The organism is Amycolatopsis sp. NPDC041971 (assembly GCF_055588925.1).
Genome location: NZ_JBVJCE010000011.1, coordinates 228,389 through 250,874 on the forward strand (window position 1 = coordinate 228,389; position 22,486 = coordinate 250,874).

The following is a 22,486-nucleotide window of genomic DNA, read 5'->3' on the forward strand; positions in this document are numbered from 1 at the left end:
CGGGGTTTCTTGCCCCCGGGGACGCTGAGGGACGTCCCGCCTTGGGGGGGGTGGGGAAAAGGCCTTTTTCGAACCGCCGGGGTTCCGGAGGTTGTTTTCCCCCCCACCTCGACGACCGACCAGCAACCGAACCCCCTGACCCGACCTACGCTGGCACCCCCACCTGACCCACGCTGGTGCCCCGAACTCCGGCGACCCAAGATTCCGGCGACCGCGAAACCCCGGCCACCACGAAACCCCAGCCACCACAAAACCCCAGCCACCACAAAACCCCAGCCACCACAAAACCCCAGCCACCACGAGACCCCGGCCACGGCGAAACCTGGTGACCCCCCACGTGTCTCCCGGGAGCGCGCCAGCGCGACGGGGAGACTTCACCGTCGAGCGCCCTCTTTCGGGCCGAAGGCCCACGAAAACGCGATGAAGGGGCACCCTCCGCTCCCAACGCGAGTTGCAAGCGACCCGAGTGCCCCTTCGGCGCGCTTTTCGTCAGCGCTCGACAGATATCACGGCGCGACGCGCTTGATCTGCCAGCCGTCGTCGGTGCGGACGTAGCGGAGCCTGTCGTGCATGCGGTCTTCGCGGCCTTGCCAGAACTCGACGACGTCCGGCCGGATGCGCCAGCCGCCCCAGTGCGGCGGGAACGGGATGTTCTCGACGTCGGCGAAGCGCCGCTCGATGCCGTGGAGGGCGGTCTCGAGGGCGCGGCGGCCGTCGACGACGCGGGACTGCGGCGAGGCCCAGGCCCCGAGCTGCGATCCCCGGGGGCGGGACGCCCAGTACTCGGCGGTCTCGGTGACGTTGACCTTCTCGACCTCGCCGCGCACGTGGACCTGACGTTGCAGGGCGTACCACGGGAAGGTGACCGACGCGTAGCGCGTCGCGGTGAGGTCGTGGCTCTTGGTGGAGGTGTAGTTCGTGTAGAACACGACGCCGCGTTCGTCGAGGCCCTTGCACAGGACGGTCCGGGAGGACGGCCTGCCTTCGGGGTCGGCGGTGGCGAGCACCATCGCGTTCGGTTCGGGGATCCCGGCGGAGACGGCCTGGTTCAGCCAGTCCTGCAGCTGGGCGGTCCAGGTCTCCGCCAACGCGGACTCGTCGAAGGCGGCGCCTTCGTAGGCCACCCGCATCCCGGGCAGGCGAACGACGGCGTCGTCAGCGCCGACAGCGCCAGCAGCGTCATCCTTGATTTCCGGCATCATCCGCCAAACCTCCGTACCCGATCGGGGCCATGACTTCGGCTTTGCCGCCGACGGTATTGCCTAGCGGGCGACGGCGAAACCCACTGAACGGTGACACCCGCCACCCCTGCCCGATCGTCTTTGTGTAGCCGTTGGACCGCAAGCCGTCACCTCTCGGTCACCTGGCCGACCCTGATCGATACAGGTCGAACCTCGTCCCCGCTGAGGCCGGTCCCCGGTCCACGACATCGCACTCGCTCTCGCGAAGACGGACTAATTCGTCTTCGCATAATGCGGAAGTTGCCTGGGCAGGCGCGGGCCGGAAAGAAATTGCACACCCCGGATATGACCGCGTTTTCACCGCGATTTCGAACTATTCGAATTCGGCGACGCGGACATTCGGTGCCCGCCTCGTCCGGCGCCGAGCTAAATCTGTCGTTTGACAGAAATTAGGGACCGGGGAACATCTCCGCAAGATGTGCCAGAAGCGCGGCCGAGGCCGGCTCCGGGACGGCAATTTTGTCCCGGAGCCGGCCTTCCGCCTGACTGTCAGTTCGTGATAGTGAACTCCGCGCGGACAATCCAACCCCAGCAGTCGTACGACGCCGTGTACCGGCCCGGCGCCGTCCCCACCGGACCGTCGCCCCGCAACGCGACACCGATGCCGCCGGTGCCACCGTCTCCCACCACCCGCAAGGGAATCGGCGCGGCGAGACCGTCCGCGACAAGGGTCGTCGCGAGCTCGCCCGCCCCCGACGGGCGCAGGCAATAGATGTCCGCGGTGACCGTCCCACCTGCGACGACGGCACTCGGGCTCAAGACCAGACTGGACGGTCTGGTCGCGTTCGCCTGCCCCGCACCGGCCAAGGTGAACAAGAGCGCGGCCCCCGCGACGCACAACGCGGCCGAACGAATTTTCATCCTCTGCTCCCTCCAGAAGACGGGCGAAGTCTTCACCCGCCACCCGATGGACGTACGGCACCGGGAGCGGGGTTGCCCACCGGGCGAGAGTCCGCCCTTTGAGGCGAACGGCGGGATTTATCGGAATGTGACAGCGAATCGTGCCAGAGCCGATGATCACACTAGGTAGACCTTGCGCCACTCGATAGGATCGCCGCCGAGAGCAACGGGGTGATCACCTCTATCCAGAGTGTTCAGAGGTTTTGATGGGACGGCCGGGTGTGCGGCCGCTCCGTCCGCAATTGCCGGCCGGGCTTCCGCGAGGAAGCTCGACACCGGTCGATCAGTCCTGCGCTCGAACCGCCGGAACTATCCACGCCCGTGTTACTCCCCTTCCCCAGGAGTGCGTTGTGATCTCCCGTTCCCGCCGTCTCATGACGGCGTTGTTGTGCGCCCTTTCGCTGGCAGGCGTGACCGCTCTTTCGGCTTGTTCCGACAGCACGGCCGCCTCCGGCGACAAGGTCACCATCGGTTACAGCGCCTGGCCGGGCTGGTTCCCGTGGGCGGTGGCTCAGGAGAAGGGCCTGTTCGAGAAGAACGGCGTGAACGTCGACCTGAAGTGGTTCGACAGCTACACCGAGAGCATCAACGCCCTGTCCTCCGGCGCGATCGACGCGAACAGCCAGACCCTGAACGACACCCTCGCGTCGGTCAGCGGTGGCGCCAAGCTGTCGGTGGTGCTGGTCAACGACAACTCCACCGGCAACGACAAGATCATCGCCCGCCAGGGGATCACCGGCGTCGCCGACCTCAAGGGCAAGAAGATCGCCGTCGAGCAGGGCACCGTCGACCACTATCTCCTGCTGCTCGCGCTGCAGGAGGCGAAGCTGACCGAGAAGGACGTCGAACTGGTCCCGCTGCTGACCGACGCCGCCGCGGCCGCGTTCGTCGGTGAGCAGGTCGACGCCGTCGCCGCGTTCGCCCCCTTCACCTCGAAGGCGCTCGAGCGTCCCGGCAGCCGCGCGATCGCGACCTCCGCCGAGTTCCCCGGCGCCATCCCGGACCACCTCGTCGTCTCCGAGCAGATGTCGAAGGAACGGAAGAAGGAGGTCCAGGCGCTGGTGAGCACCTGGTTCGAGACGATCGACTGGATCAAGCAGAACCGGGACGAGGCCGTGCGGATCATGGCCAAACGCGGCGCGGTGTCGATCGAGGAGTACAAGAGCTACGAGGCGGGCACCACGATCTTCACCAAGCAGCAGAACCTCGACGCCTTCACCCCCGGCGTCACCCCCGCCCACCTGAACTTCCAGGCAGGCAAGATCGCCGACTTCATCATCTCCAACGGGCTCGCCCAGAACCGGCCGAACTTCGACGGGCTGTTCGACGACCAGTACGTCAAGGCGGTGAAGTGAGCACCACGGACGCGGCGAAGCAGGCCACTCGGCGGACGGACGCCGCTGACGAGGCCGAAGCACGCCGTCTCGAAGACGAGCAGCGGCTCGCCGAAGCGCAGGAAGAGCGGGGCGGCTCGCGACCGGACTGGTCGCCGCTGCCCCGCCGGGTGGGCCTCAAGCCGAACGCGTCCCCGTTGTTCTCGCTCCGGACGCCGATCCCGGTGCGCTGGCGGTGGACGCTGGCGGTGGCCTCGTTCGTGATCCCGCTGCTGATCTGGGTGACGCTGAACGCGCTGGGCACCATCAAGCCCACGTTCCTGCCGACACCGGTCGCGGTGTTCGACGCGCTGCTGAAGATGATCGAGTCGGGTGAACTGTTCAGCGATCTCTGGGCCACCACCCAGCGGGTACTGCTCGGTTTCGGGCTCGCGGTGCTCGTCTCGGTGCCGCTCGGCATCGTGATGGGGACGTTCGACGCCGGACTGGCGCTGTTCGAGCCGGTCATCGCGATGCTGCGCTACCTGCCGGCGAGCGCGTTCATCCCGCTGCTGATGATCTGGCTCGGCCTCGGCGAACCGTCGAAGGTCGCGGTCCTGTTCCTCGGCACGGTCTTCTTCAACACGCTGATGACCGCCGACGCCGTCCGCGGCGTGCCGCGTTCGCTGCTCGACGTGTCGTACACGCTCGGCGCGCGGCGCGGCGAGGTCCTGCGCAAGGTGATCGTCCCGCACGCGCTGCCCGGCATCATCGACGCGACCCGCGTCAACGCCGCGGCCGCGTGGAACTTCGTGGTGGTCGCCGAACTGATCAACGCCACCGCCGGACTCGGCCTGCGGATCATGCGGGCGCAGCGGTTCACCCAGACCGACCGGATCTTCGCGCTGCTGATCGTGATCGGGCTGCTCGGACTGGTCATCGACATCGCGCTCCGGCGGTTGCGGGCACGCGTCGGGAAGTGGGCGGTATGACGCTTCAGCTCAAGGCCGTCGCCAAGGACTACACGGTCCGCGACAAGACCACCCGTGCGCTCGACGGGATCGATCTGGACGTCGCGCGCGGCGACTTCGTCTGCGTGGTCGGCGCGAGCGGATCCGGCAAGTCGACCCTGCTGTCGCTGATCGCGGGGCTGACCGAACCGACCGAAGGCCTGATCACCCTCGACGGCGACGCGGTGACCGGGCCCGGCCCGGAACGCGGGCTGGTGTTCCAGCACGGCGCGCTGTACCCGTGGCGCACGGTGGAGGGCAATGTCGCGTTCGGACTCGAACTGCTGAGCCTCGACAAGGCCGAACGCGCGCGCCGGGTCGAGTGGTATCTCGAGGAGACGGGACTCGCCCAGCTGCGGAAGTCGTTGCCCAAGCAGCTTTCCGGCGGGCAGAAGCAGCGGGTCGCGATCGCGCGGGCACTGGCGTGCGAGCCCGACGTGCTGCTGCTGGATGAACCTTTCGGCGCATTGGACGTCCAGACCAAAGAGGACATGCAGGTCCTGATCCGCCGGATCTGGGCCGACACCCACACCACCGTGCTGATGGTGACCCACGACGTCGAAGAGGCCGTGTTCCTCGGCGGACGGGTCGTGGTGCTGGCCTCGGATCCGGGCCGGGTGGCCGCCGACATCGTGGTCGACCTGCCCGGCGACCGCGATCTCGCGGTCAAACGCGCGCCGGAGTTCGTCTCGCTGCGCGCGTCCATCGAAGACCTCGTCCGGGAGCAGCACCGCGGACACCTCGGGCGGAGCCGGGGAGAAAGGTGATCATGAGGCACGGGAAGACCCGGCCCGAACGCGGGTCGCGGTCCGGATTGCTCGGCAGGCTCGGCATCCGGGGCAAGCTCAACCTGCTCCTGATGCTGCCGCTGACCGCCGTGGTCCTGGTGTCGGTGCCTTACGTCGCCGGGGAGATCGACGACGCCCGGTCCGCGCGCACCACCGCGGACGTCGCGTCGCAGGCCCGCGCGCTCGGCACACTGGCCTGGGAACTGCAGCGGGAACGGCTGCTGACGGCGCACTACATCGCGTCTTCGTCGGCCAGCAGTTCGGCGATGCTCAAGCAGCAGGGCGTCGTCGCGGAAACGGTGAACCAGATCCGGTCGCGGCTGAACGCCGACGCGCCGGAAGAACTCGCCGCCGCGCTGGTGCGGATCGGGTCGCTGAACGAGATCCGGGAGAACGCGCTCCGGCGCGGGGCTTCGTTGGACAGTGTGGCGCGGACGTATCACGCCGTGATCGACGCGGTCATCAACTCGCTCCGCCTCGTCCCGCAGCAGACCAGTGACGCGGCGGGCACCCAGCAGCTGACGGCGCTCGACGCGCTGTTGCGCGCGAACGAGGAGAACTCGTTGCGCGGTATGGCGTTGATCATCGTGCTGATCACCCCCGAATCCGGGGCGCCGGTGCTGGCCGACGCGAAGCAGCAGTCGTCGCTGTTCCTCGAACGGTTCGTGCAGCAGGCCGACGTCACGCAGGCCACGCAGGTCGTCGCGGTCGAGCAGGGCGAGACGGGCCGCCGGGTCGACGCGCTGGAAGCCAGGCTCCCGGAGGCCCGCGGCCCGCAGGCCGTGCAGAACCTGCTGCCGGACATCCTCGGCGCCGTCGACGCCCAGTCGAACCAGCGACGGTTCGCCCAGGACGCGGTCACCACCGGCATCACCGACGCCGCGACCGCGCGAGCCGACGCCGCGCAGAACCTGGCGTGGACGATCGGTGTCGGCGCCGGCGTGCTGTTCCTGCTGGTCGGCGGACTCGCGATCGCGGTCAGCCGGTCGATCGCGGATCCGCTGCGGAAGCTGACCACGGCGGCGACCTCGGTCGCCGACCTCGCGAGCACCGAACTGGTCCGCGTCACCGACACCGAGCAGGCCGAAGAGCTCGCACCGCGGCTCGCCACCATCGACGTGTCCTCGCAGGACGAACTCGGCAAACTGGCCGAGGCGTTCAACCGGGTGCAGGCCACCGCGGCCGAACTGGTGGAGCGGCAGGCCGTCACGCGGCGCAACGTCGGCCTGATGTTCGCCAACGTCGCGAAGCGGACGCAGAACCTCGTGGGCAGGCAGCTGGCACTGGTCGACGAACTGGAGCGCAACGAGCAGGACGTCGCCCTGCTGGCCAGCCTCTACCGGCTCGACCACCTCTCCACCCGGCTGCGGCGGAACGCGGACAATCTTCTCGTCGTATCGGGGAATCGCGACGAGGCAAGGATCTCCGGTCCGATCGAGCTGTCGACGGCGTTGCGTTCGGCGCTCGCGGAGATCGAGGACTACCAGCGGGTCCGGCTCGGGGCGATGGGCGACGTCCTGTTGTCTTCGCCCTTCGGCTCCGATCTGGTGCTGATCTTCGCCGAGCTGCTGGAGAACGCGACTTCATTCTCCCCGCCGGAGTCCTTTGTGGACGTCGGCACGAAGATCCTGCCCGACGGCTCCTGCCTGATCGTGATCGTGGACCAGGGCATCGGCATGACCGCCGAACGGCTCGCCGAGGAGAACCGGCGGCTGGTCGAACGCGAGCGACTCGAACTGGCGCCGACCAGTGTGCTCGGGCTGTTCGTGGTCGGGCGGCTCGCGCGGCGGCACGGGCTCAAGGTCGAACTGACCGAGACCGAGCCGGGAGCGGGGATCACCGCGCGGCTCACCGTCCCGCCGAACCTGCTGACGTACCGGGCGCCCATGCCGAAGTCCGTCCCGGCGCCGCCGGTGTGGCCGACGGCGGAACCGGTCGACGAGCCCGCGCGGGTGTCCCTGCCCGAGCCACGGGCGAAGACGTCCAGGCACGAGCCGCCGGCGCTGGCGATCGCCGGGATGATCCCGCGCGACGGTATGCGGCCCAAGGACTTCCGGTGGTTCCGCAAGACCGACGGGGAGATCCCGGAACCCGCGCCGGTGCCCGAACCGGTGCCGGCGTACCAGGCTCCCGCGCCGACGCTCACCGCCGCCGATCCCGGGGAGACCCGGGGCGGGCTGCGGCGGCGGGTCAAGGGCGCGCAGCTGCCAGGCGCCCCCGAAGCGCCATCGCGGCAGAAGTCCAGGCATGATCCAGAAGCGGCCAAAGCGGCCTTCGACGGCTTCGAGGCCGGACTCGCGAAGGCCACCACACCGCCGGCGGCCGACCCGGCGCCGATGCCGACACCGGTGCCCGCCGCCTCACGCGGCGGTCTCACCAGACGGGTCCCCGGTGCGCAGCTGGCGCCGGGACTGTCGAAAGGACCGGCCGCGCGGCACCAGACCGCGCGGGCGGCGCTGAACACCACCAAGCCCAAGGGCATGCGTGACCCCGAGGCCGAGCGTGCCGCGTTCGACGCCTTCAGTGACGGGTTGGAGAAAGCCGTCAACCCGGAGATGGAACAGAGAGAGAAGAGCAAGAGATGACGACCGGAGTCAGCGTCGAAGCCCGGAACTTCAACTGGTTGGTGACGCGCTTCGCCCAGAACACGGCGAGCGCGATGGGCGCGATCGCCGTCTCGGCCGACGGCCTGCTGATCGCGATGTCGTCCGAGCTGGAACGGGCCAACGCCGACCGGCTGGCCGCGATCTGCTCGGCGATGCTCGGCCTGGCACACGGTGTCTCCGAGAGCCACCCGCTCGGTTCACCCGACAAGATCATCATCGAGCTGGAGCAGGGCTACCTGCTGGTCTGCACGATCAGCATCGGCTGTTCGCTCGGCGTGCTCGCCACCAAACAGGCCAGCCTCGGCACGATCGCCTACGAGATGGCGATGTTCGCCAACCGGGCCACCGAGGTGCTCACCCCCGCGCTGATCGAGGAACTCAAGAAGAACGTCGGCAGCTGAACTGACGAGGGGACAAGGGAATGAGCGACGACCAGGTACCTCAGCCGCGAGGCGCCGAACAGGGCATCTCGCCGCTACGCCCGTATCTGCTCACCGCCGGCCGCGCGCAGCCGGTGGACGGCACGCTCGAAATCGAGGCTCAGGTGCTCACGAGCAGGCTCGGCGCGGCTTCGCACACGAGGCTGACCTTCGAACGACGGGAGATCGTTTCCCTTTGCCGGGAAACGAAATCCGTCGCCGAAGTGGCGGCGATGCTCGGCCTGCACATCGGCGTGGCCCGGGTACTCGTGGCGGATCTCGCCGCGCTCGGCTACGTCGTGCTCCGTCGCCCTGCCAAAGCCTTCACCCAGGACCTCGGCATGATCGGAAGGGTCATTCGTGGACTCGAATCAATTCGTTGAACCGGTGGCGGCCAAACCGCCGACACCGGTCAAAATCGTCATCGCCGGCGGGTTCGGCGTCGGCAAGACGACCACCGTCGGCGCGATCTCCGAGATCAAACCGCTGACCACCGAGGCCGCCATGACCTCGACCGGCGCGGCCGTCGACGGCACCGGTGGGAACGTGCCGTCGAAGACCACCACCACGGTGGCGCTGGACTTCGGCTGCATCACCATCGACGAAGAGGTGAAGCTGTACCTCTTCGGCACGCCGGGGCAGGACCGGTTCGGGTTCATGTGGCACGACCTCGTACTGGGGGCGCTGGGCGCGCTCGTTATCGTCGACACCCGCCGGCTCGACGACTGCTATCCGGCCGTCGACTACTTCGAGAAGGCCGGGCTGCCATTTGTGGTCGGGGTGAACGTCTTCGACGGCTCCCTCAAGCACGACCTCGAGGACGTGCGCTGGGCGCTCGCGGTGGGTGAGGACGTCCCGCTGATCACCTTCGACGCACGAGCTCGGCTTTCGGTCCGTGACGCGCTGCTCGCCGTGCTGCACAACACCTTCCGGCGGGCTTCCGCCGCCTCCTGACGCATTTCGTCCTCTGAATGCGGTACTTGCGCGTGCAAGGACCGCATTCAGAGGACGAAACGCGGGGTCAGGCGGGCCGGGTGATGGCGGCCAGCATGAGGGCCCGGAGTTCGGCGGCCACGTCGGCGACCGGCAGCGGCGGGGTGTGCGCCTGCCACTCGCGCAGCAGACCGGTCGCCGCGCCGACGAGCGCGATCGCCGTCAGGTGGTAATCGCGATCCGGCGCCACCCCGTGCTCGGCGGCGTGCCGGGCCTCGGTTTCGATGAACGCGGCCCACCGGTCGACCCATTCCTGGTGCTGCGCCTCCAAAGCGGCGCTGACGCCGACGGCCTCGACGTAGTTCAGCCGCGGCATCCGGGGATCCGAGGTCACCGAGCCGACGAAGACGTCCAGCAGCGTCCCGATCCGGGTGACCGCGTCCGCGTCCTCCAGCCGTTCCAGTACGCCGGTGACGTGCTCCAGCGCGAGCGCGTTGATGCGCTCATGCAGGGTCAACAGCACTTTCTCCTTGCTCTCGAACTCCTCGTAGAAGTTCCGCGTCGAGACGCCGGCGCGGGTGCACAACTCGGTGATCTTCGCCTGCTGGTAGCCCGTCGAGGTGAACAGCTCCAGGGCCGCCACGAGCAGGCGTTCACGCCGTTCGGCGCGCCGTTGCTCGGGCGCGACCCCGCCGTAGGTGCGGGCCACTCGACCTCCCCCGATTCGGTAACAGGTATTGCCAGATGCTAGCAATACCGCCTACATTGCGAAAATCTTAATTACCAAACTGGAGGCAACGGTGCTTCGGACAGTTCTGGTCTCAGCCCTGATAGCCGCCTTGATAGGCGCCCCCGCCGCGCAGGCCGCGCCGAGCGCCCCCGGGGATCTGGTCGACTACAGACCGGTCATCGCCACCGCCCCGGCGAAGGCCTGGAAACTCAACTACCGCTCCACCTCGGCGACGGGACAGCCGAACACGGTGTCGGGCATCCTGCTGGTCCCGCACACGCCGTGGACGAAGGGCGCGCGCCCGCTGGTCAGCTACGCCGTCGGCACCCACGGCCTCGGCGACCGCTGCGCGCCGTCGACCCGGCTGACGAACGGGTCCGAGAACGAAGTCCTTCTGATGAGCCAAGCACTTTCGCGCGGCTGGGCGGTCGTCGTGACCGACTACGAAGGCCTCGGCACCCCGGGCACGCACACCTACGCCGTCGGCCAGTCCGAAGGCCGGGCCGTCCTCGACGCCGCCCGCGCCGCCTCGAACGTCCCCGAAGCGGGCCTGTCCAAGACCGGGCCGGTCGGCGTTTTCGGTTATTCGCAAGGAGGTCAGGCCGCGGCCTTCGCCGGTGAACTCCAGCCGTCCTACGCGCCCGACGTCAACCTGGTCGGCGTCGCGGAAGGCGGTGTCCCGGCGGATCTGAACGCGGTCCTGAAGTTCAACGACGGCGGCCCGGCGTTCGGCCTGGTACTCGGCGCCGCTGTCGGTTATGCGACGGCGTACCCCGAACTGCCGTTCAACGACGTGCTCAACGCGAAGGGCGAGAGGCTGGTCGCGAAGGTCAAGGAAGCGTGCACCGTCGAACTCGGCGCGGCGGCGCCTTTCGCGCGGCTCAACGACTTCACGACCGTGCCGAATGTTTCCTCTGACCCGCGCTGGCAGGCCCGGCTCGGCGAGAACCTCGCGGGTAAGACCAAACCGGGCGCGCCGGTCTACCTGTACCACGCGTCACTGGACGAACTGATCCCGCTGTCGGTCGGCAAGGGCCTGCGCGACCGCTACCGCGCCCTCGGCGCCGACGTCACCTGGCAGGAGTTCCCACTGCTGGAACACATCGGCGGCGTCGCGGCCGGCGGTCCGGTCGCGATGACCTGGCTGAGCACCAAGTTCTGACGGTCACTGCGTCGTCCCCGGCGCCGCGTGCCACCGGGCATGACGTCCGTCGTCACACGAGTCCCACCAGCCACTCGTGAGCGAAGCAAGGGACCTTTAGTATCGCTAGCTTTACTAGCAGCGCTAGCGACGGCACCTGCTACGACGTCCATCGGCAGGTACCGATTCCCGTGCCAGGACGGACGACACGACGCCGTCGGTTCCGTCGCCGTGTCGTCCGTCTGATCACACATCACCGGGCATTCGGTGTCCGCGAAGCGGATACCTCGCGCGGCTTCGCGATCGAATGCGAGTCCCGGATCGACCGCCGCGAAATGGTAGTGCGAACCGACCTGGATGGAATCGACCATTTCCGGCACTCCGTCCAGTACCCGCGGCCCGCGCGAGCATTGTCCCGCCGTCGCGAGCGCCTCGCGGACGTGGCCGTGATCAGCACAACCGCCTCGGCGTAGTTCAGCCGCTCGCGCGCCACCTCTAACACCGGAAACCGGTCGCCGCGGAATTTCGAAACACAGGATCCCCTCGGCGTCCGGTACACGCAAAGTGAACAGCGCCGTAACTCTTCGCGTACGAAGCGCGTTTTCACTGAATCGTTCTCGTAATCGTGACCGAAAGCACCACATCTTTCGATTGCCCCGGGCCCCGACGTGGAGCAAGGTTTGTCCATCCGTGCGATGAGGCGCGCCTACGCTGCGTGTATCCCGTCCACGCGTGAACACAAAGCCGGGGAATGCGCATCGAAAGGTTTCACCACAGTGAGTACCTCCACGATCAGCACCAATCAGCCGTCGGAGAAGGTCGACGACGGTTTCCGACCGGGTCTCGAGGGCGTGGTCGCCTTCAAGACCGAAATCGCCGAGCCCGACCGTGGCGGTGGCGCATTGCGCTATCGCGGTGTCGACATCGAGGATCTCGCCGGCAAGGTGACCTTCGGTGACGTCTGGGGACTTCTCGTCGACAGCCGCTTCGGGCACGGGCTACCGCCCGCCGAACCGTTCCCGCTGCCGGTGCACACCGGCGACGTCCGGGTCGACGTCCAGGCCGCGCTGGCCATGCTCGCCCCGATCTGGGGGTACCGGCCGCTGCTCGACATCACCGACGACGAGGCGCGCGACCAGCTGGCCCGCGCCTCGGTGATGGCGCTTTCTTACGTCGCCCAGTCCGCCCGCGGCATCGGGCAGCCCGCCGTTCCGCAGGCCCGGGTCGACGAAGCGAAGTCGATCACCGAGCGCTTCATGGTCCGCTGGCGCGGCGAGCCCGACCCGGCCCACGTCAAGGCCATCGACGCCTACTGGGTCTCGGCCGCCGAGCACGGTCTCAACGCCTCCACCTTTACCGCCAGGGTCATCGCCTCGACCGGTGCCGACGTCGCCGCGGCACTGTCCGGCGCGATCGGCGCCATGTCCGGCCCGCTGCACGGCGGCGCGCCGGCGCGGGTGCTGCCGATGATCGAAGAGGTCGAGAAGACCGGTGACGCGGTCGGCCTGGTCAAGGGCATCCTGGACCGCAAGGAACGGATGATGGGCTTCGGGCACCGCGTGTACCGCGCGGAGGACCCGCGGGCGCGCGTGCTGCGCCGCACCTGCCAGGAGCTCGGCGCGTCGCGCTACGAGGCGGCCGCGGAGCTGGAGCAGGTGGCGCTGAAGGAGCTGCGCGAGCGGCGTCCGGATCACCCGATCGAGACCAACGTCGAGTTCTGGGCGGCCGTGATCCTGGACTTCGCCCAGGTTCCGCCGCATATGATGCCCGCGATGTTCAGCTCGGCGCGCACCGCCGGCTGGGCCGCGCACATCCTGGAGCAGAAGAAGACCGGCCGCCTCGTGCGCCCGTCGGCGAAGTACGTCGGCCCCGAGCCGCGTAAGCCGGAAGACGTCGAAGGCTGGGACCTGGTCGCCAAGCAGTCCTGACAAGCGCTATGAACGGTCCGTTACTTGCAAAATTTGCAAGTAACGGACCGTTCATAGCATCTGCGGGACCGAAGAATCGTGGGCCGCCGTCGCCGACAGCATGGCCGTGAGCTGATCGACCAGCCAGCCGTCGAGCACCTCGCGCGGTACGGCACGCTCCTGCAGCCAGCTCAGCAGCGAGCCCTCCACCACCGCGGTCCAGCAGCGCAAGGTCAGCAGGAGCATAGGCGAGGGCTCCGACACTCCCAGCGCGTCGAGGATGAGCGCGACGGCACGGTTGCGGACCTCGTCGATCGCCGCGTCCGTCTCCGAGGTCGCGATCACCGAACCGCTGCGCAACAAGGCGACATAGCCCGCGCGGTAGTGGTCGGCGACGTCGATCAGGCCGCGGACGGCGGCCCGCAGCCGCGTTTCGGGCGGGCCTTCCTCGAGTCCGGCAAGGCCGTCGATGAGCCCTTCGGTGACTGTTTTCAGCGCCTCGACCTGCAATTCCCGCAGGCTTGAGAAGTACCGGTAGAACAGCGGCCGCGAAACCTCGGCGCGGGCGATGATGTCGTCGACCGTGACGAGTTCGGGCGCGCGCGAGCCGAACAGGTCCAGCGCGGCGCGGATCAGGTCCTCGCGGCGCGCTTCCGCCGACATCCGGCGAGGACGTCTGGCAGCGGTCACGGGGTGACGTCCAGTTTCGCCGCGGCCCGCAGCAGTCCGGGGGTGAGCCGGGAGAGCACGAGCGCGGCCTTGGCCTCCGGCGTCGACGGCTGGATCGCCTTGTCCTTCTCGACGGCACGCAGGATGTCGCGCGCGACCTTCTCCGGGCCGAAGCCGCGTTTCGCGTACAGCTTGCTGCTCGACTTCTGGCGCCGCTTCTGCTCGACGTCGTCGACGCCCACGAACCGCGTGGTGCTGGTGATGTTGGTGTTCACGATGCCGGGGCAGATCGCGGTGACGCCGATGTTCTCGGCGGCGAGTTCCGCCCGCAGGCATACGCTCAGCGTCAGCACGGCGGATTTCGTGGTGGCGTAGGCGGAAAGGATCTTCGACGGCAGATAGGCGGCGGCCGAGGCGACGTTGACGATCTGGCCGCCTTCGGCCCGGTCGCGCATCTGCTCGGCGAAGACGCGGCAGCCGTGGATGACGCCCCACAGGTTCACGTCGATGAGACGTTCCCAGTCCTTGACCGTCGTGTCGAGGAACGGGCCGGACAGGCCGATCCCCGCGTTGTTCACGACGATGTCCGGGACCCCGAACTCCTCCTTGACCTGCTGGGCGAACTTCTCGACGGCCGAGGCGTCGGAAGAGTCCACTGTGTACTCGCCGACGGTGGCGCCCTTGTCCCGCAGGAGTTTCGCGGTGTCCGCCGCGGCCGAGCCGTTGATGTCGGTGATGACCAGGTCGGCGCCCTTGTCCGCGAACGCGAGCGCCGTCGCGCGGCCGATCCCGCTGCCGGCGCCGGTGACCACGACGAGTTTGTGCGCGAAACCGGCCGATCGGGCGCGTTTCAGCGCACGGCTCTCGTCGCCGCCTTCGACATGGTCGATCAACTCGGCGGTGGCGTCGGCGATCACCCGGGGTTTCTCGCGGACCACCCAGTGCGTGCCGACGATCCGGCGCACCCGCAGGTCCGGTGCCCAGCGCTTGATCTCGGTCTGCAACGGCGTGGTGACGAATTTGTCGCCGGTGGGCGCGAGCACCTGCACCGGGATCTCGGCGTTACCCGGCCGTGGCCGGGAGAGGCGCGTGAACATGTTGGCGCGGTAGAGGTTGAGCCCGTACAGACCGTCCGAAGTGGACGGCGACGCGGCCGCCGGATCCATCCGGCCGATGAGCGCGCCCATCACGCCGGTGCGCCACAGCAACTGCGGGATCAGCGGGAGCTGGAAGCCGAGGATGTACGTCGAGTGCGCTCCTTGCGCGAGCGCGTTCTTGAGCCGTTTGGGGTTCGGGCGCACCTGCGCGCGGAACCACGCTCCCGCGTGATCGAGGCTCGGCCCGGAGATGGACGTGAACGACGCGAGCCGTCCGCGCAGCTTTTCGCCGGTGACCGAATGCCAGGTCTGGATGGAACCCCAATCGTGCGCGAGCAGATGGACCTTGCCCTCGGGCTGGACCTCGTCGATGACCGAAGCGAGGTCATCGGACAGCTGGTCCAGCTTGTAGGACGCTCGTCCCGAGGGCTTGTCCGACCGGCCCGCGCCGCGGACGTCGTAAACGACGACCCGGTAGCGGCGCTCCAGCAGGGCGGCGACGCCGTCCCACATGGAGCCGTTGTCCGGGTAACCGTGGACGAGCACCACCGTGGGCGCGTCGTCGACACCGGTCACCCGGACCGAGAGGCGGACACCGTCGCTGGCCGTCACCCACGTATGAGACATAGTGTCATGTTAGACAACATGTCAATAAGGCCGTTTCTTCAGCAACGCGCGGCCGACCGTCCACACGGTGTCGATCACCAGGACGAAGGTCCAGATCCGTCCGAAATTCAGCAGCCAGTGACCACTCGAGTTCCAGAACCACTCGGCGGCGTGGGGGCCGCCGAACAACGCTTCGACGGGCCAGCTGTGACCGGCGAACGCCAGCGCCGCCTGCGCGACGACGTACACGGCGACATGGACCGTCCAGTTCCGGATCGGGTTCGAGCGCTTGTTCGCCTCCTCCGTCACCGATTCGGCCGCTTGCGGAGTCTCCGCGACCGTGCGGGTGACCGGCTTTTCCTTTTGTGACACCGTTTTTCGTGGTTCCACGGGAAACTCCGCAACTCCGACACGCCGTACCGCACCACGAACCACGAACGATCCGAAGAGCAGGAACGCCGCCGCGCCGAAGCAGGCGACACGCCATCCGGCGTCCGAGCCGTAGAGCTGGCCCGCCACGAAGGTCCCGATCGTCGCTCCCAGTAACGTCGCGCTCTCGTAGATCCCCATCGCCCGGCCGAGACTGAGCCCGGCCGCCTCGGCGACCACCGCCTGCTCCACCGGGATGGCCGCCGCGAACGCCGCCGCCGACAGGACCCACATGACCGCGAGCACCGCCGGACTCGGCGCGAGGGACAAGCCGGCGGCGAAGATCGCGCTCGCCACCATCGCCAAGGCGAGCACCCGCGTCCGGCCGACCTTGCGGACGAAGCCGTGCAGGTAGTCCGGCAGCAGGCTGTAGACGATGAAGCCGGGGATGAACACCGCGGCGATCTCGCCGAGCTGGAGCCGATGCCCGCGTTGCAGATGCATCAGAAGCAACAGGGCGACCCCGGCCTCGGCCATCGCGGTCAGCGCGACGAGCGCCAGCATCGGGCGCATCCTTTTGCCCAGCTGGAAAAGCCGTGGCGCGCCCGCTTCACGCACCGGTGCGGACGGCGCGTTCAGCAAGACCACCGCGGCCACCACACACGCCGCGGCGCCGAGCCAGAACACGCCGCGATAGTCGATCCAGGCGATCGCGGTCAGCGCGACCACGAACGCGATCCACGTGCCGCCACCCTCGGCCGCGAACAGCTTGCTGAACGCGGCGTCGTCCCGCGCGAGCCCCTCCCCCACCCGAGCCCGCAACGCGACCCAGAACAGCGCCCCGCCCGCGCCACCGAGAACCGCGGCCAGATAAGCGACCCCGATGCCCGGCGTCACCGCATAGACCACAAAGGACAGTCCATAAAGAGCTGCGCCGATCGCCGCTATCCGGCCACGGTCGAACCGGTCCGCGAGCGAGCCCGCGATCGGCCGGACCACGAACGACACCAGCGTCTCCAACGCGGTCAGCGCCCCGACCTCGGCGGCCGACGCGCCGAGCTGACTTCCCACCCACAACGGCAGAAGGAAATCGAGGACCTCCGCCGGACCTTTGGTCAACGCGGCGGCGAGCCGGTTCTCCTCCGCCCGCCGCTTGTATGCGACTTCGTCCACCCCAGTACCCCCTTTTTCGGATACGAATGTATTCTAAAGGCGCCGGGTGAGCAAGCCGCGTCGACGGGTAGGTCATAGGTGACGTGATTCCGGACCGGCCGACGAGAGCAGGCCGCGTCCTGTTTTGCGAGGGGGTCGTGAGTGGCAAGTAGGCTTTCTTTAAGGAGAACGCCGGACGTGTCGTGTTCGTCGGCGAGGCCGGCGGTGGGGTGAAGGCCCCTTCGCCGCGTCGGATGCAACGAAGGACGCCTTCGGCCCTGGTCAGGCGCGATGGTCGTGAGTGACGATTCGGGTTAGAGCACGAATCGCCACTCACGACCCCCTCGCACGCCACCTTCGCCCCATCAGCCGAGCGAAGAGGAAGGATGCGTCCGTGCCGAAGATCGTGGACCGTGGCGAACGCCGCCGCGAGATAGCCGGCGCCCTCCTGCGCATCGTCGCGCGCGAAGGCGTCGAGGCCGTGAGCGTGCGCTCGGTCGCCGTCGAAGCCGGGGTGTCCGCGGGCGCGGTGCAGAAATACTTCTCCACCAAGGAAGATCTGTTCCGCTTCGCTCTCGACATGGCCAGCGAGTTCCTGGAGCAGCGCTGGCAGAACCTCGATCAGTCCGGGAACCTGCTGGATCTGCTGTTGCGCCTGCTGATCGAAGCGATGCCGCTCGACGAACAGCGCCGCGCGGAGGTGATCGTCATCAACGCCTTCACCGCCCGCGCCGCCGTCCGGCCGTCTTGGGCCGAGTTCATCCGCACCGGCTACGACGAACTGCAGGAACTCACGACGCGCTACATCTCGGAGGCGCAAACGGCAGGCCATGTCCGCGACGACCTCGCGGCGAACGACCTGGCCGATGCCGTCCTCGCCCTGTCGGACGGCTTCGCGAACCGGATGCTCACCTCCGCCGCCCCGGCCGCTCTCCTGCCCTCCCTCGAAACCTCCGTCCGCACACTGCTGACTCCCCGCATTTAGTCCTCTGGATGCGGTCCTTGCACGCGCAACTACCGCATCCAGAGGACTAAATGCGTGAGTTGATGGCCGCCCGCACCCTGCGCACCATCGCACGCGGGTCGGTATAGAGCTCCTCCTTGGTGATGACGACGAACTCCCAGCCCTCAGCCTCGATCATCGCTCGTCGACGAGCGTCCAGACGCGGTTGTTCGCCTTCAAGATGCCAAGCCCCGTCGTACTCGACGGCGACTTTGGCCTCGCGGATCGCGAGGTCCAGCCTGCCAAGGAACCCGGTTCCACGGTAAACCTCGACCTGAGGCTCGGCGTCGATCTCATGAAGTCTCAACCACACCCTGACCTCCGTCTCCGGAATGGACTCCGCTCGCGCGTCCGCGAACACCAAGGCCTCACGGGCCCGGACGATTCCGTTGTCGTGCCGGTGTTTCAGGTATGCCTCGAGCGTCTCGCGGTCGATGAACCCAGCGCGGAGCAGCGTGTCCAGCAAACCGACGACACGAGGGAAGGAGCGACGAAGGCGGGTGTCGGTCAGAATGTCCATCGTCATACGCAACGGAGTCGCGATGAGGCCGTCCCGCCATGGCTCGAAATCCTGACCGAGGAGCCTGGTCCGGCGGAGATGTGTCCCGCGCAAGCTGTGGAAACCTCTCATCTCGGGCACCACGAACTCGACCGGGTCGTTTTCGAGTGAGAACGGGAATCCCCGGACCGTCGCGGCCGAACACCCGGTCAGCACCGCGCCTTCGGGTACGACGAGGACCGCGGCCTTGCACCGCAACTCATGATCCTGCGGGATGCCTATCGGAACGTAGACGTCCTGGAAGAGCCGGTTATACGGCCCCGAGCGGAGTTGGGCACGGGTCAGGTCTCCTTCGCTGACGGCACGACTGCCCACGAAAGGGCCGGAGAAGTCGCACGTCGTCGCGTAACGATTACTGGGCACGATCGAAAGATGCCAGCCCCTCCCGGGACGAACCCGGATTCAAGATCATCTTCACGTCGGTTGTCCACAACCCCTCCCAGCCTGTGCACAACCGCGTTTCGTCCTCTGGATGCGGTCCTTGCACGTGCAACTACCGCATCCAGAGGACGAAATGCGGGTAAGGAGCGGTGACACCGGTGTCCATCGTTCGGTGGACAGCCGGGTTCAGCCCTGCGGACGTCCCGTAGATCCCGCCCGCACAGCACGATCGAGATATGAACACGGCAGTGAAAGTGCGTGGCCTGCGCAAGGAGTACCCAGGCCACACGGCCGTCGGGGGGATCGACCTCGACATCGAACAGGGCGAGGTGTTCGCCCTGCTCGGCCCCAACGGCGCGGGCAAGACGACGACGGTGGAGATCCTGGAAGGTCACCGCAAGCGGACGTCGGGCGACGTCGACGTGCTCGGCGAGGATCCCGGCACGGCGGGCCGGGCTTGGCGGGCGAGGCTGGGGATCGTGTTGCAGACGGCCAGCGACGCCGCCGAACTCACCGTCGCCGAGACCATCCGGCACTTCGCCCGCTACTACCCCGATCCCCGTGACACCGAGGAAGTGATCGAGAAGGTCGGCCTGACCGAGAAGGCGGGCGCCCGCGTCAAAAGCCTTTCGGGTGGGCAACGGCGGCGTGTGGACGTCGCGCTCGGGATCATCGGGCGGCCCGAGCTGGTGTTCCTCGACGAGCCGACGACCGGGTTCGATCCGGCGGCCCGGCGCCAGTTCTGGGAACTGATCAGGAGTCTCGCCCACGAAGGCACCACGATCCTGCTCACCACCCACTATCTGGACGAGGCCGAAGCGCTGGCCGACCGCGTCGCGGTCATCACGCGCGGGGAGATCGTCGCCGAGGGGACGCCGCGGACGCTCGGCGGCCGCGCCACCGCGGAGGCCACCGTCGGTTGGACGGACGAGAGGGGCGGCCATCAGGAGCGCACCCATTTCCCGGCCAAACTGATCCGCGAGCTCTCCGCCGACGGCCGCGAGCCGTCGGAGCTGACCGTCCACCGGCCCACCCTCGAAGAGACCTACCTCGACCTGATCGGAGAAGCCCGATGAGCACGCTGACCCTCCCGGGCACCTTCTCCCTCGGCCTCGTCCGGGGCGCCGCCGAACTCAAGCAGTTCTTCCGCATCCGGGAACAGGTGATCTTCACCTTCGCCTTCCCGTCCCTGCTGATGATCCTGCTCGGCTCGATGCTGAACTCGTCGATGCCCGGCACGGCGATCACCACCGGGCAGGTGCTGGCCGCGGGCATGATCGGCTCCGGCATCGTCTCGACGTCGTTCAACAGCATCGGGATCAACCTCGCGGCCGACCGTGAGCTCGGCGCGCTGAAACGGCTGCGTGGCACGCCGATGCCCGCCGCGTCCTACTTCATCGGCAAGATCATCCTGGTCGGCTTCACGAGTATCGCCCAGGTGGTGCTGATGTCGATCGTCGGCAGTCTGCTGTTCGATCTGGAGCTGCCCACCGACCCGGCGAAGCTGCTGACCGCGCTGTGGGTCTTCCTGCTCGGCGTCACCAGCTGCACGCTCCTGGGCATCGCGCTCAGTTCGGCGACCAAGACGGTCGGCGGCGCGGTCGCGGTGACCAACCTGATCTACATCTCACTGCAGTTCATCTCCGGGGTGTTCGTCACGCCGATCACCAACCTGCCGAAGGTTATGGTCGACATCGCTTCGTTCTTCCCGGTGAAGTGGATCTGCCAGGGCTTCCGCTCGGTGTTCCTGCCGGCCGAAGCGGCGACACAGGAGATGGCGGGGACATGGGAACTTCCGATGGTGGCCTTGGTGCTGACGGCGTGGTGCGTCGCGGGGCTGCTGCTGGCGAAGCTGACGTTCCGTTGGTCGAACGACGGCAAATGAACGCCTGGGAGCGCTTCTTCTGGCTCTGGGAGGTCCTTTTCGGGATCACCTTCGCCGCGACGACGACTTTGGTGCTCCTCGAAGACGGGACGGCCACGGACAAAACGGTCGCGATCCTGTGCCTGACCGGTGTCGCCGTGACCTACCTGGTCCGGGGACGCCGGCTCATCAAAGGCCCGGACTACGAGTACACGCCGTGGCTGTTCGTCGGGGCGACGATGCTCTTTCTGGCGGGCGCCAGTTTCGCCAGCACCACGTCGAGTTTCATCCTGTTCTTCGCCTGCCCGGTGTTCTACATGACGCTGCCGACGAAGCCGGCGTCGATCCTCACCACGGTCGCGGTGCTGCTGGGCCCGGCGTCGTCGATCGTCCGGGGTGGCTTCGATCAACCCTCGTTGCGCATCGTGCTGCCGATGACGGCGATCCTGATCGTCTTCAGTCTGCTGGCCGGGCGCTACACCACCCAGATCATCGAGCAGAGCAAAGGCCGGGCCGCGCTGATCGAACAGCTGGAAGCCAGCCAGGCGGAGGTTTCGCGCCTCTCCCGTGAGGCGGGCACGGCCGCCGAGCGCGAGCGCATGGCCCGCGAGATCCATGACACGCTCGCGCAGGGATTCACCAGTATCGTCACGCTCACCCAGGCCATCGAGTCCGAACTGGACACCGACCCGAAGGCGGCCCGCCGTCATCTGGAGCTGGCGGCGCGGACGGCGCGGGAGAACCTTGCCGAGGCGCGGGCGATGGTCGCGGCGCGGATGCCGTCGGCACTCGCCGCCGCTTCGCTCGAGGAGTCCTTGCGCAGGCAGGTCGAACGACTGACGGAGGAGACCGGGATCGCGGCGTCGATCGAGGTCGACGGCCCGCTGCCCGTGCTCCCGATGGCCACCGAGGTCGTCCTGCTCCGAGGGGCACAGGAGGCGATGAGCAACATCCGCAAGCATTCGCGTGCCGCCGTGGTTTCGCTCCGTCTGTCCGTTGTGGACGAACGAGTCCGGCTCCGCGTGACCGACGACGGCGCCGGATTCGACCCCGCCGAGCCCACCGGCGGCTTCGGCCTGGCGGGGATGCGGGCCCGGGCGGGTCAGGTCGGTGGCATCGTGACGTGTGAGAGCGGACCCGGTGCGGGGACGACGCTGGAACTGGAGGTGCCCGCGTGATCACGATCATGCTGGTCGACGATCACCCCGTGGTGCGGGAAGGCCTGCGCGGCATGCTGGAGGCCGAGCCGGACCTGAGCGTCGTCGGGGAAGCGGGCTCCGGCGACGAGGCCGTCGCGCTGAGCCGGGTCAAGCAGCCGGACGTGATCCTGATGGATCTGCGGATGCCCGGCCTCGACGGCGTCGGCGCGACGCGGAAGATCCTCGCGGACCGGCCGGGGCAGCGGGTCGTCGTGCTCACCACCTACGAGACGGACGCGGACATCCTGCGCGCGGTCGAAGCGGGAGCCTCCGGGTATCTACTGAAGGACGCTTCGCGCGCGGAGCTGGCCGGCGCGATCCGTTCGGCGTCACGCGGCGAGACGGTCTTGGCGCCTTCCGTCGCCGGGAAGCTGGTGAATCGGGTGCGCAACCCGGCGACGTCGCCGTTGTCGGCGCGTGAGATCGAAGTGCTCCGGCTGGTGGCGCGGGGGAACACGAACGCCGACATCGGCCGGACGCTCCACATCAGCGAGGCGACGGTCAAGACCCACCTGCTCCGGACGTTCGCCAAACTGGACGTATCGGACCGCACGGCCGCTGTGACCACCGCTATGCGACTGGGCCTGCTCGGGTAGGCA

The 22,486-nt window shown here is 68.0% G+C and carries 21 protein-coding genes and 1 pseudogene; 14 read left to right on the top strand and 8 right to left on the bottom strand.

The window, feature by feature from the left end; all coding sequences use genetic code 11:
* Window positions 1-506: 506 nt before the first annotated feature.
* Both pdxH and ACZ6DT_RS22660 read right to left on the bottom strand, forming a co-directional pair.
* A complete protein-coding gene (gene pdxH / locus ACZ6DT_RS22655; protein WP_465598517.1) occupies window positions 507-1,202 on the bottom strand; it encodes a pyridoxamine 5'-phosphate oxidase in 696 nt (231 codons plus the stop codon).
* 528 nt (window positions 1,203-1,730) lie between these two features.
* Window positions 1,731-2,102, bottom strand: coding sequence for a hypothetical protein (locus ACZ6DT_RS22660; protein WP_465598520.1), 372 nt, complete (start codon window positions 2,100-2,102; stop codon window positions 1,731-1,733).
* A gap of 389 nt (window positions 2,103-2,491) precedes the next feature.
* Between ACZ6DT_RS22660 and ACZ6DT_RS22665 the strand changes: the two genes are divergently transcribed.
* Genes ACZ6DT_RS22665 through ACZ6DT_RS22695 form a run of 7 tightly spaced genes read left to right on the top strand, consistent with a single transcriptional unit; the run spans window position 2,492 to window position 9,231 of the window.
* Entirely contained in the window at window positions 2,492-3,496 is a 1,005-nt protein-coding gene (locus tag ACZ6DT_RS22665) for an ABC transporter substrate-binding protein (RefSeq protein ID WP_465598523.1), read from the top strand.
* Complete coding sequence (locus ACZ6DT_RS22670) at window positions 3,493-4,446, top strand: ABC transporter permease (protein WP_465598526.1); 954 nt, start codon at window positions 3,493-3,495, stop codon at window positions 4,444-4,446. Before ACZ6DT_RS22665 ends, ACZ6DT_RS22670 begins: the two co-directional genes overlap by 4 nt.
* Entirely contained in the window at window positions 4,443-5,231 is a 789-nt protein-coding gene (locus tag ACZ6DT_RS22675) for an ABC transporter ATP-binding protein (protein ID WP_465598529.1), read from the top strand. Before ACZ6DT_RS22670 ends, ACZ6DT_RS22675 begins: the two co-directional genes overlap by 4 nt.
* Window positions 5,232-5,233: 2 nt before the next feature.
* Complete coding sequence (locus tag ACZ6DT_RS22680) at window positions 5,234-7,837, top strand: sensor histidine kinase (protein ID WP_465598532.1); 2,604 nt, start codon at window positions 5,234-5,236, stop codon at window positions 7,835-7,837.
* A complete protein-coding gene (locus ACZ6DT_RS22685; protein WP_465598535.1) occupies window positions 7,834-8,259 on the top strand; it encodes a roadblock/LC7 domain-containing protein in 426 nt (141 codons plus the stop codon). Before ACZ6DT_RS22680 ends, ACZ6DT_RS22685 begins: the two co-directional genes overlap by 4 nt.
* 20 nt (window positions 8,260-8,279) lie before the next feature.
* The gene (locus ACZ6DT_RS22690; RefSeq protein WP_465598537.1) at window positions 8,280-8,660 is read left to right on the top strand and encodes a DUF742 domain-containing protein; all 381 of its coding nucleotides are present in this window, start codon (window positions 8,280-8,282) and stop codon (window positions 8,658-8,660) included.
* The gene (locus tag ACZ6DT_RS22695) at window positions 8,638-9,231 is read left to right on the top strand and encodes a GTP-binding protein (protein WP_465598540.1); all 594 of its coding nucleotides are present in this window, start codon (window positions 8,638-8,640) and stop codon (window positions 9,229-9,231) included. Before ACZ6DT_RS22690 ends, ACZ6DT_RS22695 begins: the two co-directional genes overlap by 23 nt.
* Before the next feature lie 67 nt (window positions 9,232-9,298).
* Here the strand turns inward: ACZ6DT_RS22695 and ACZ6DT_RS22700 are convergent, their stop codons facing one another.
* Entirely contained in the window at window positions 9,299-9,919 is a 621-nt protein-coding gene (locus tag ACZ6DT_RS22700) for a TetR/AcrR family transcriptional regulator (RefSeq protein WP_465598542.1), read from the bottom strand.
* A 91-nt stretch (window positions 9,920-10,010) separates the two neighbouring features.
* Between ACZ6DT_RS22700 and ACZ6DT_RS22705 the strand changes: the two genes are divergently transcribed.
* On the top strand, window positions 10,011-11,102 hold the full coding sequence (locus ACZ6DT_RS22705) for a lipase family protein (RefSeq protein WP_465598545.1): 1,092 nt from the start codon (window positions 10,011-10,013) through the stop codon (window positions 11,100-11,102).
* A gap of 257 nt (window positions 11,103-11,359) precedes the next feature.
* Here ACZ6DT_RS22705 and ACZ6DT_RS22710 read toward each other — a convergent pair.
* Window positions 11,360-11,440 (bottom strand): annotated as a pseudogene (locus tag ACZ6DT_RS22710) (urease subunit beta); the annotation flags it as partial.
* Between the two features lie 417 nt (window positions 11,441-11,857).
* On the opposite strand from ACZ6DT_RS22710, the gene ACZ6DT_RS22715 reads away from it, so the two are divergent.
* Window positions 11,858-13,009 (top strand): citrate synthase 2, encoded by a 1,152-nt coding sequence (locus ACZ6DT_RS22715; RefSeq protein WP_465598548.1) that lies wholly within the window; start codon window positions 11,858-11,860, stop codon window positions 13,007-13,009.
* Between the two features lie 51 nt (window positions 13,010-13,060).
* Here the strand turns inward: ACZ6DT_RS22715 and ACZ6DT_RS22720 are convergent, their stop codons facing one another.
* The 3 genes from ACZ6DT_RS22720 to ACZ6DT_RS22730 are packed head-to-tail and all read right to left on the bottom strand — an operon-like array spanning window position 13,061 to window position 16,902.
* On the bottom strand, window positions 13,061-13,651 hold the full coding sequence (locus ACZ6DT_RS22720) for a TetR/AcrR family transcriptional regulator (protein WP_465598660.1): 591 nt from the start codon (window positions 13,649-13,651) through the stop codon (window positions 13,061-13,063).
* Window positions 13,652-13,674: 23 nt separating this feature from the next.
* The gene (locus ACZ6DT_RS22725) at window positions 13,675-15,366 is read right to left on the bottom strand and encodes an SDR family oxidoreductase (protein ID WP_465598662.1); all 1,692 of its coding nucleotides are present in this window, start codon (window positions 15,364-15,366) and stop codon (window positions 13,675-13,677) included.
* A gap of 36 nt (window positions 15,367-15,402) precedes the next feature.
* Window positions 15,403-16,902: an MFS transporter gene (locus ACZ6DT_RS22730; RefSeq protein ID WP_465598551.1), complete on the bottom strand. Its 1,500-nt coding sequence runs from the start codon at window positions 16,900-16,902 to the stop codon at window positions 15,403-15,405.
* Between the two features lie 373 nt (window positions 16,903-17,275).
* Here ACZ6DT_RS22730 and ACZ6DT_RS22735 point away from each other — a divergent pair, with 373 nt between their 5' ends.
* Window positions 17,276-17,866: a TetR/AcrR family transcriptional regulator gene (locus tag ACZ6DT_RS22735; RefSeq protein WP_465598554.1), complete on the top strand. Its 591-nt coding sequence runs from the start codon at window positions 17,276-17,278 to the stop codon at window positions 17,864-17,866.
* Window positions 17,867-17,912: 46 nt separating this feature from the next.
* Here ACZ6DT_RS22735 and ACZ6DT_RS22740 read toward each other — a convergent pair whose 3' ends face one another.
* Entirely contained in the window at window positions 17,913-18,806 is an 894-nt protein-coding gene (locus ACZ6DT_RS22740; RefSeq protein WP_465598557.1) for an endonuclease domain-containing protein, read from the bottom strand.
* A 266-nt stretch (window positions 18,807-19,072) separates the two neighbouring features.
* On the opposite strand from ACZ6DT_RS22740, the gene ACZ6DT_RS22745 reads away from it, so the two are divergent.
* Genes ACZ6DT_RS22745 through ACZ6DT_RS22760 form a run of 4 tightly spaced genes read left to right on the top strand, consistent with a single transcriptional unit; the run spans window position 19,073 to window position 22,483 of the window.
* Window positions 19,073-19,900, top strand: a complete 828-nt coding sequence (locus tag ACZ6DT_RS22745; protein WP_465598664.1) for an ABC transporter ATP-binding protein — start codon at window positions 19,073-19,075, stop codon at window positions 19,898-19,900.
* On the top strand, window positions 19,897-20,709 hold the full coding sequence (locus ACZ6DT_RS22750) for an ABC transporter permease (protein WP_465598560.1): 813 nt from the start codon (window positions 19,897-19,899) through the stop codon (window positions 20,707-20,709). The genes ACZ6DT_RS22745 and ACZ6DT_RS22750 overlap by 4 nt, the downstream gene beginning before the upstream one ends.
* On the top strand, window positions 20,706-21,866 hold the full coding sequence (locus tag ACZ6DT_RS22755) for a sensor histidine kinase (protein ID WP_465598563.1): 1,161 nt from the start codon (window positions 20,706-20,708) through the stop codon (window positions 21,864-21,866). Before ACZ6DT_RS22750 ends, ACZ6DT_RS22755 begins: the two co-directional genes overlap by 4 nt.
* Window positions 21,863-22,483: a response regulator gene (locus ACZ6DT_RS22760; RefSeq protein ID WP_465598566.1), complete on the top strand. Its 621-nt coding sequence runs from the start codon at window positions 21,863-21,865 to the stop codon at window positions 22,481-22,483. Before ACZ6DT_RS22755 ends, ACZ6DT_RS22760 begins: the two co-directional genes overlap by 4 nt.
* The last annotated feature ends 3 nt before the right edge of the window (window positions 22,484-22,486 follow it).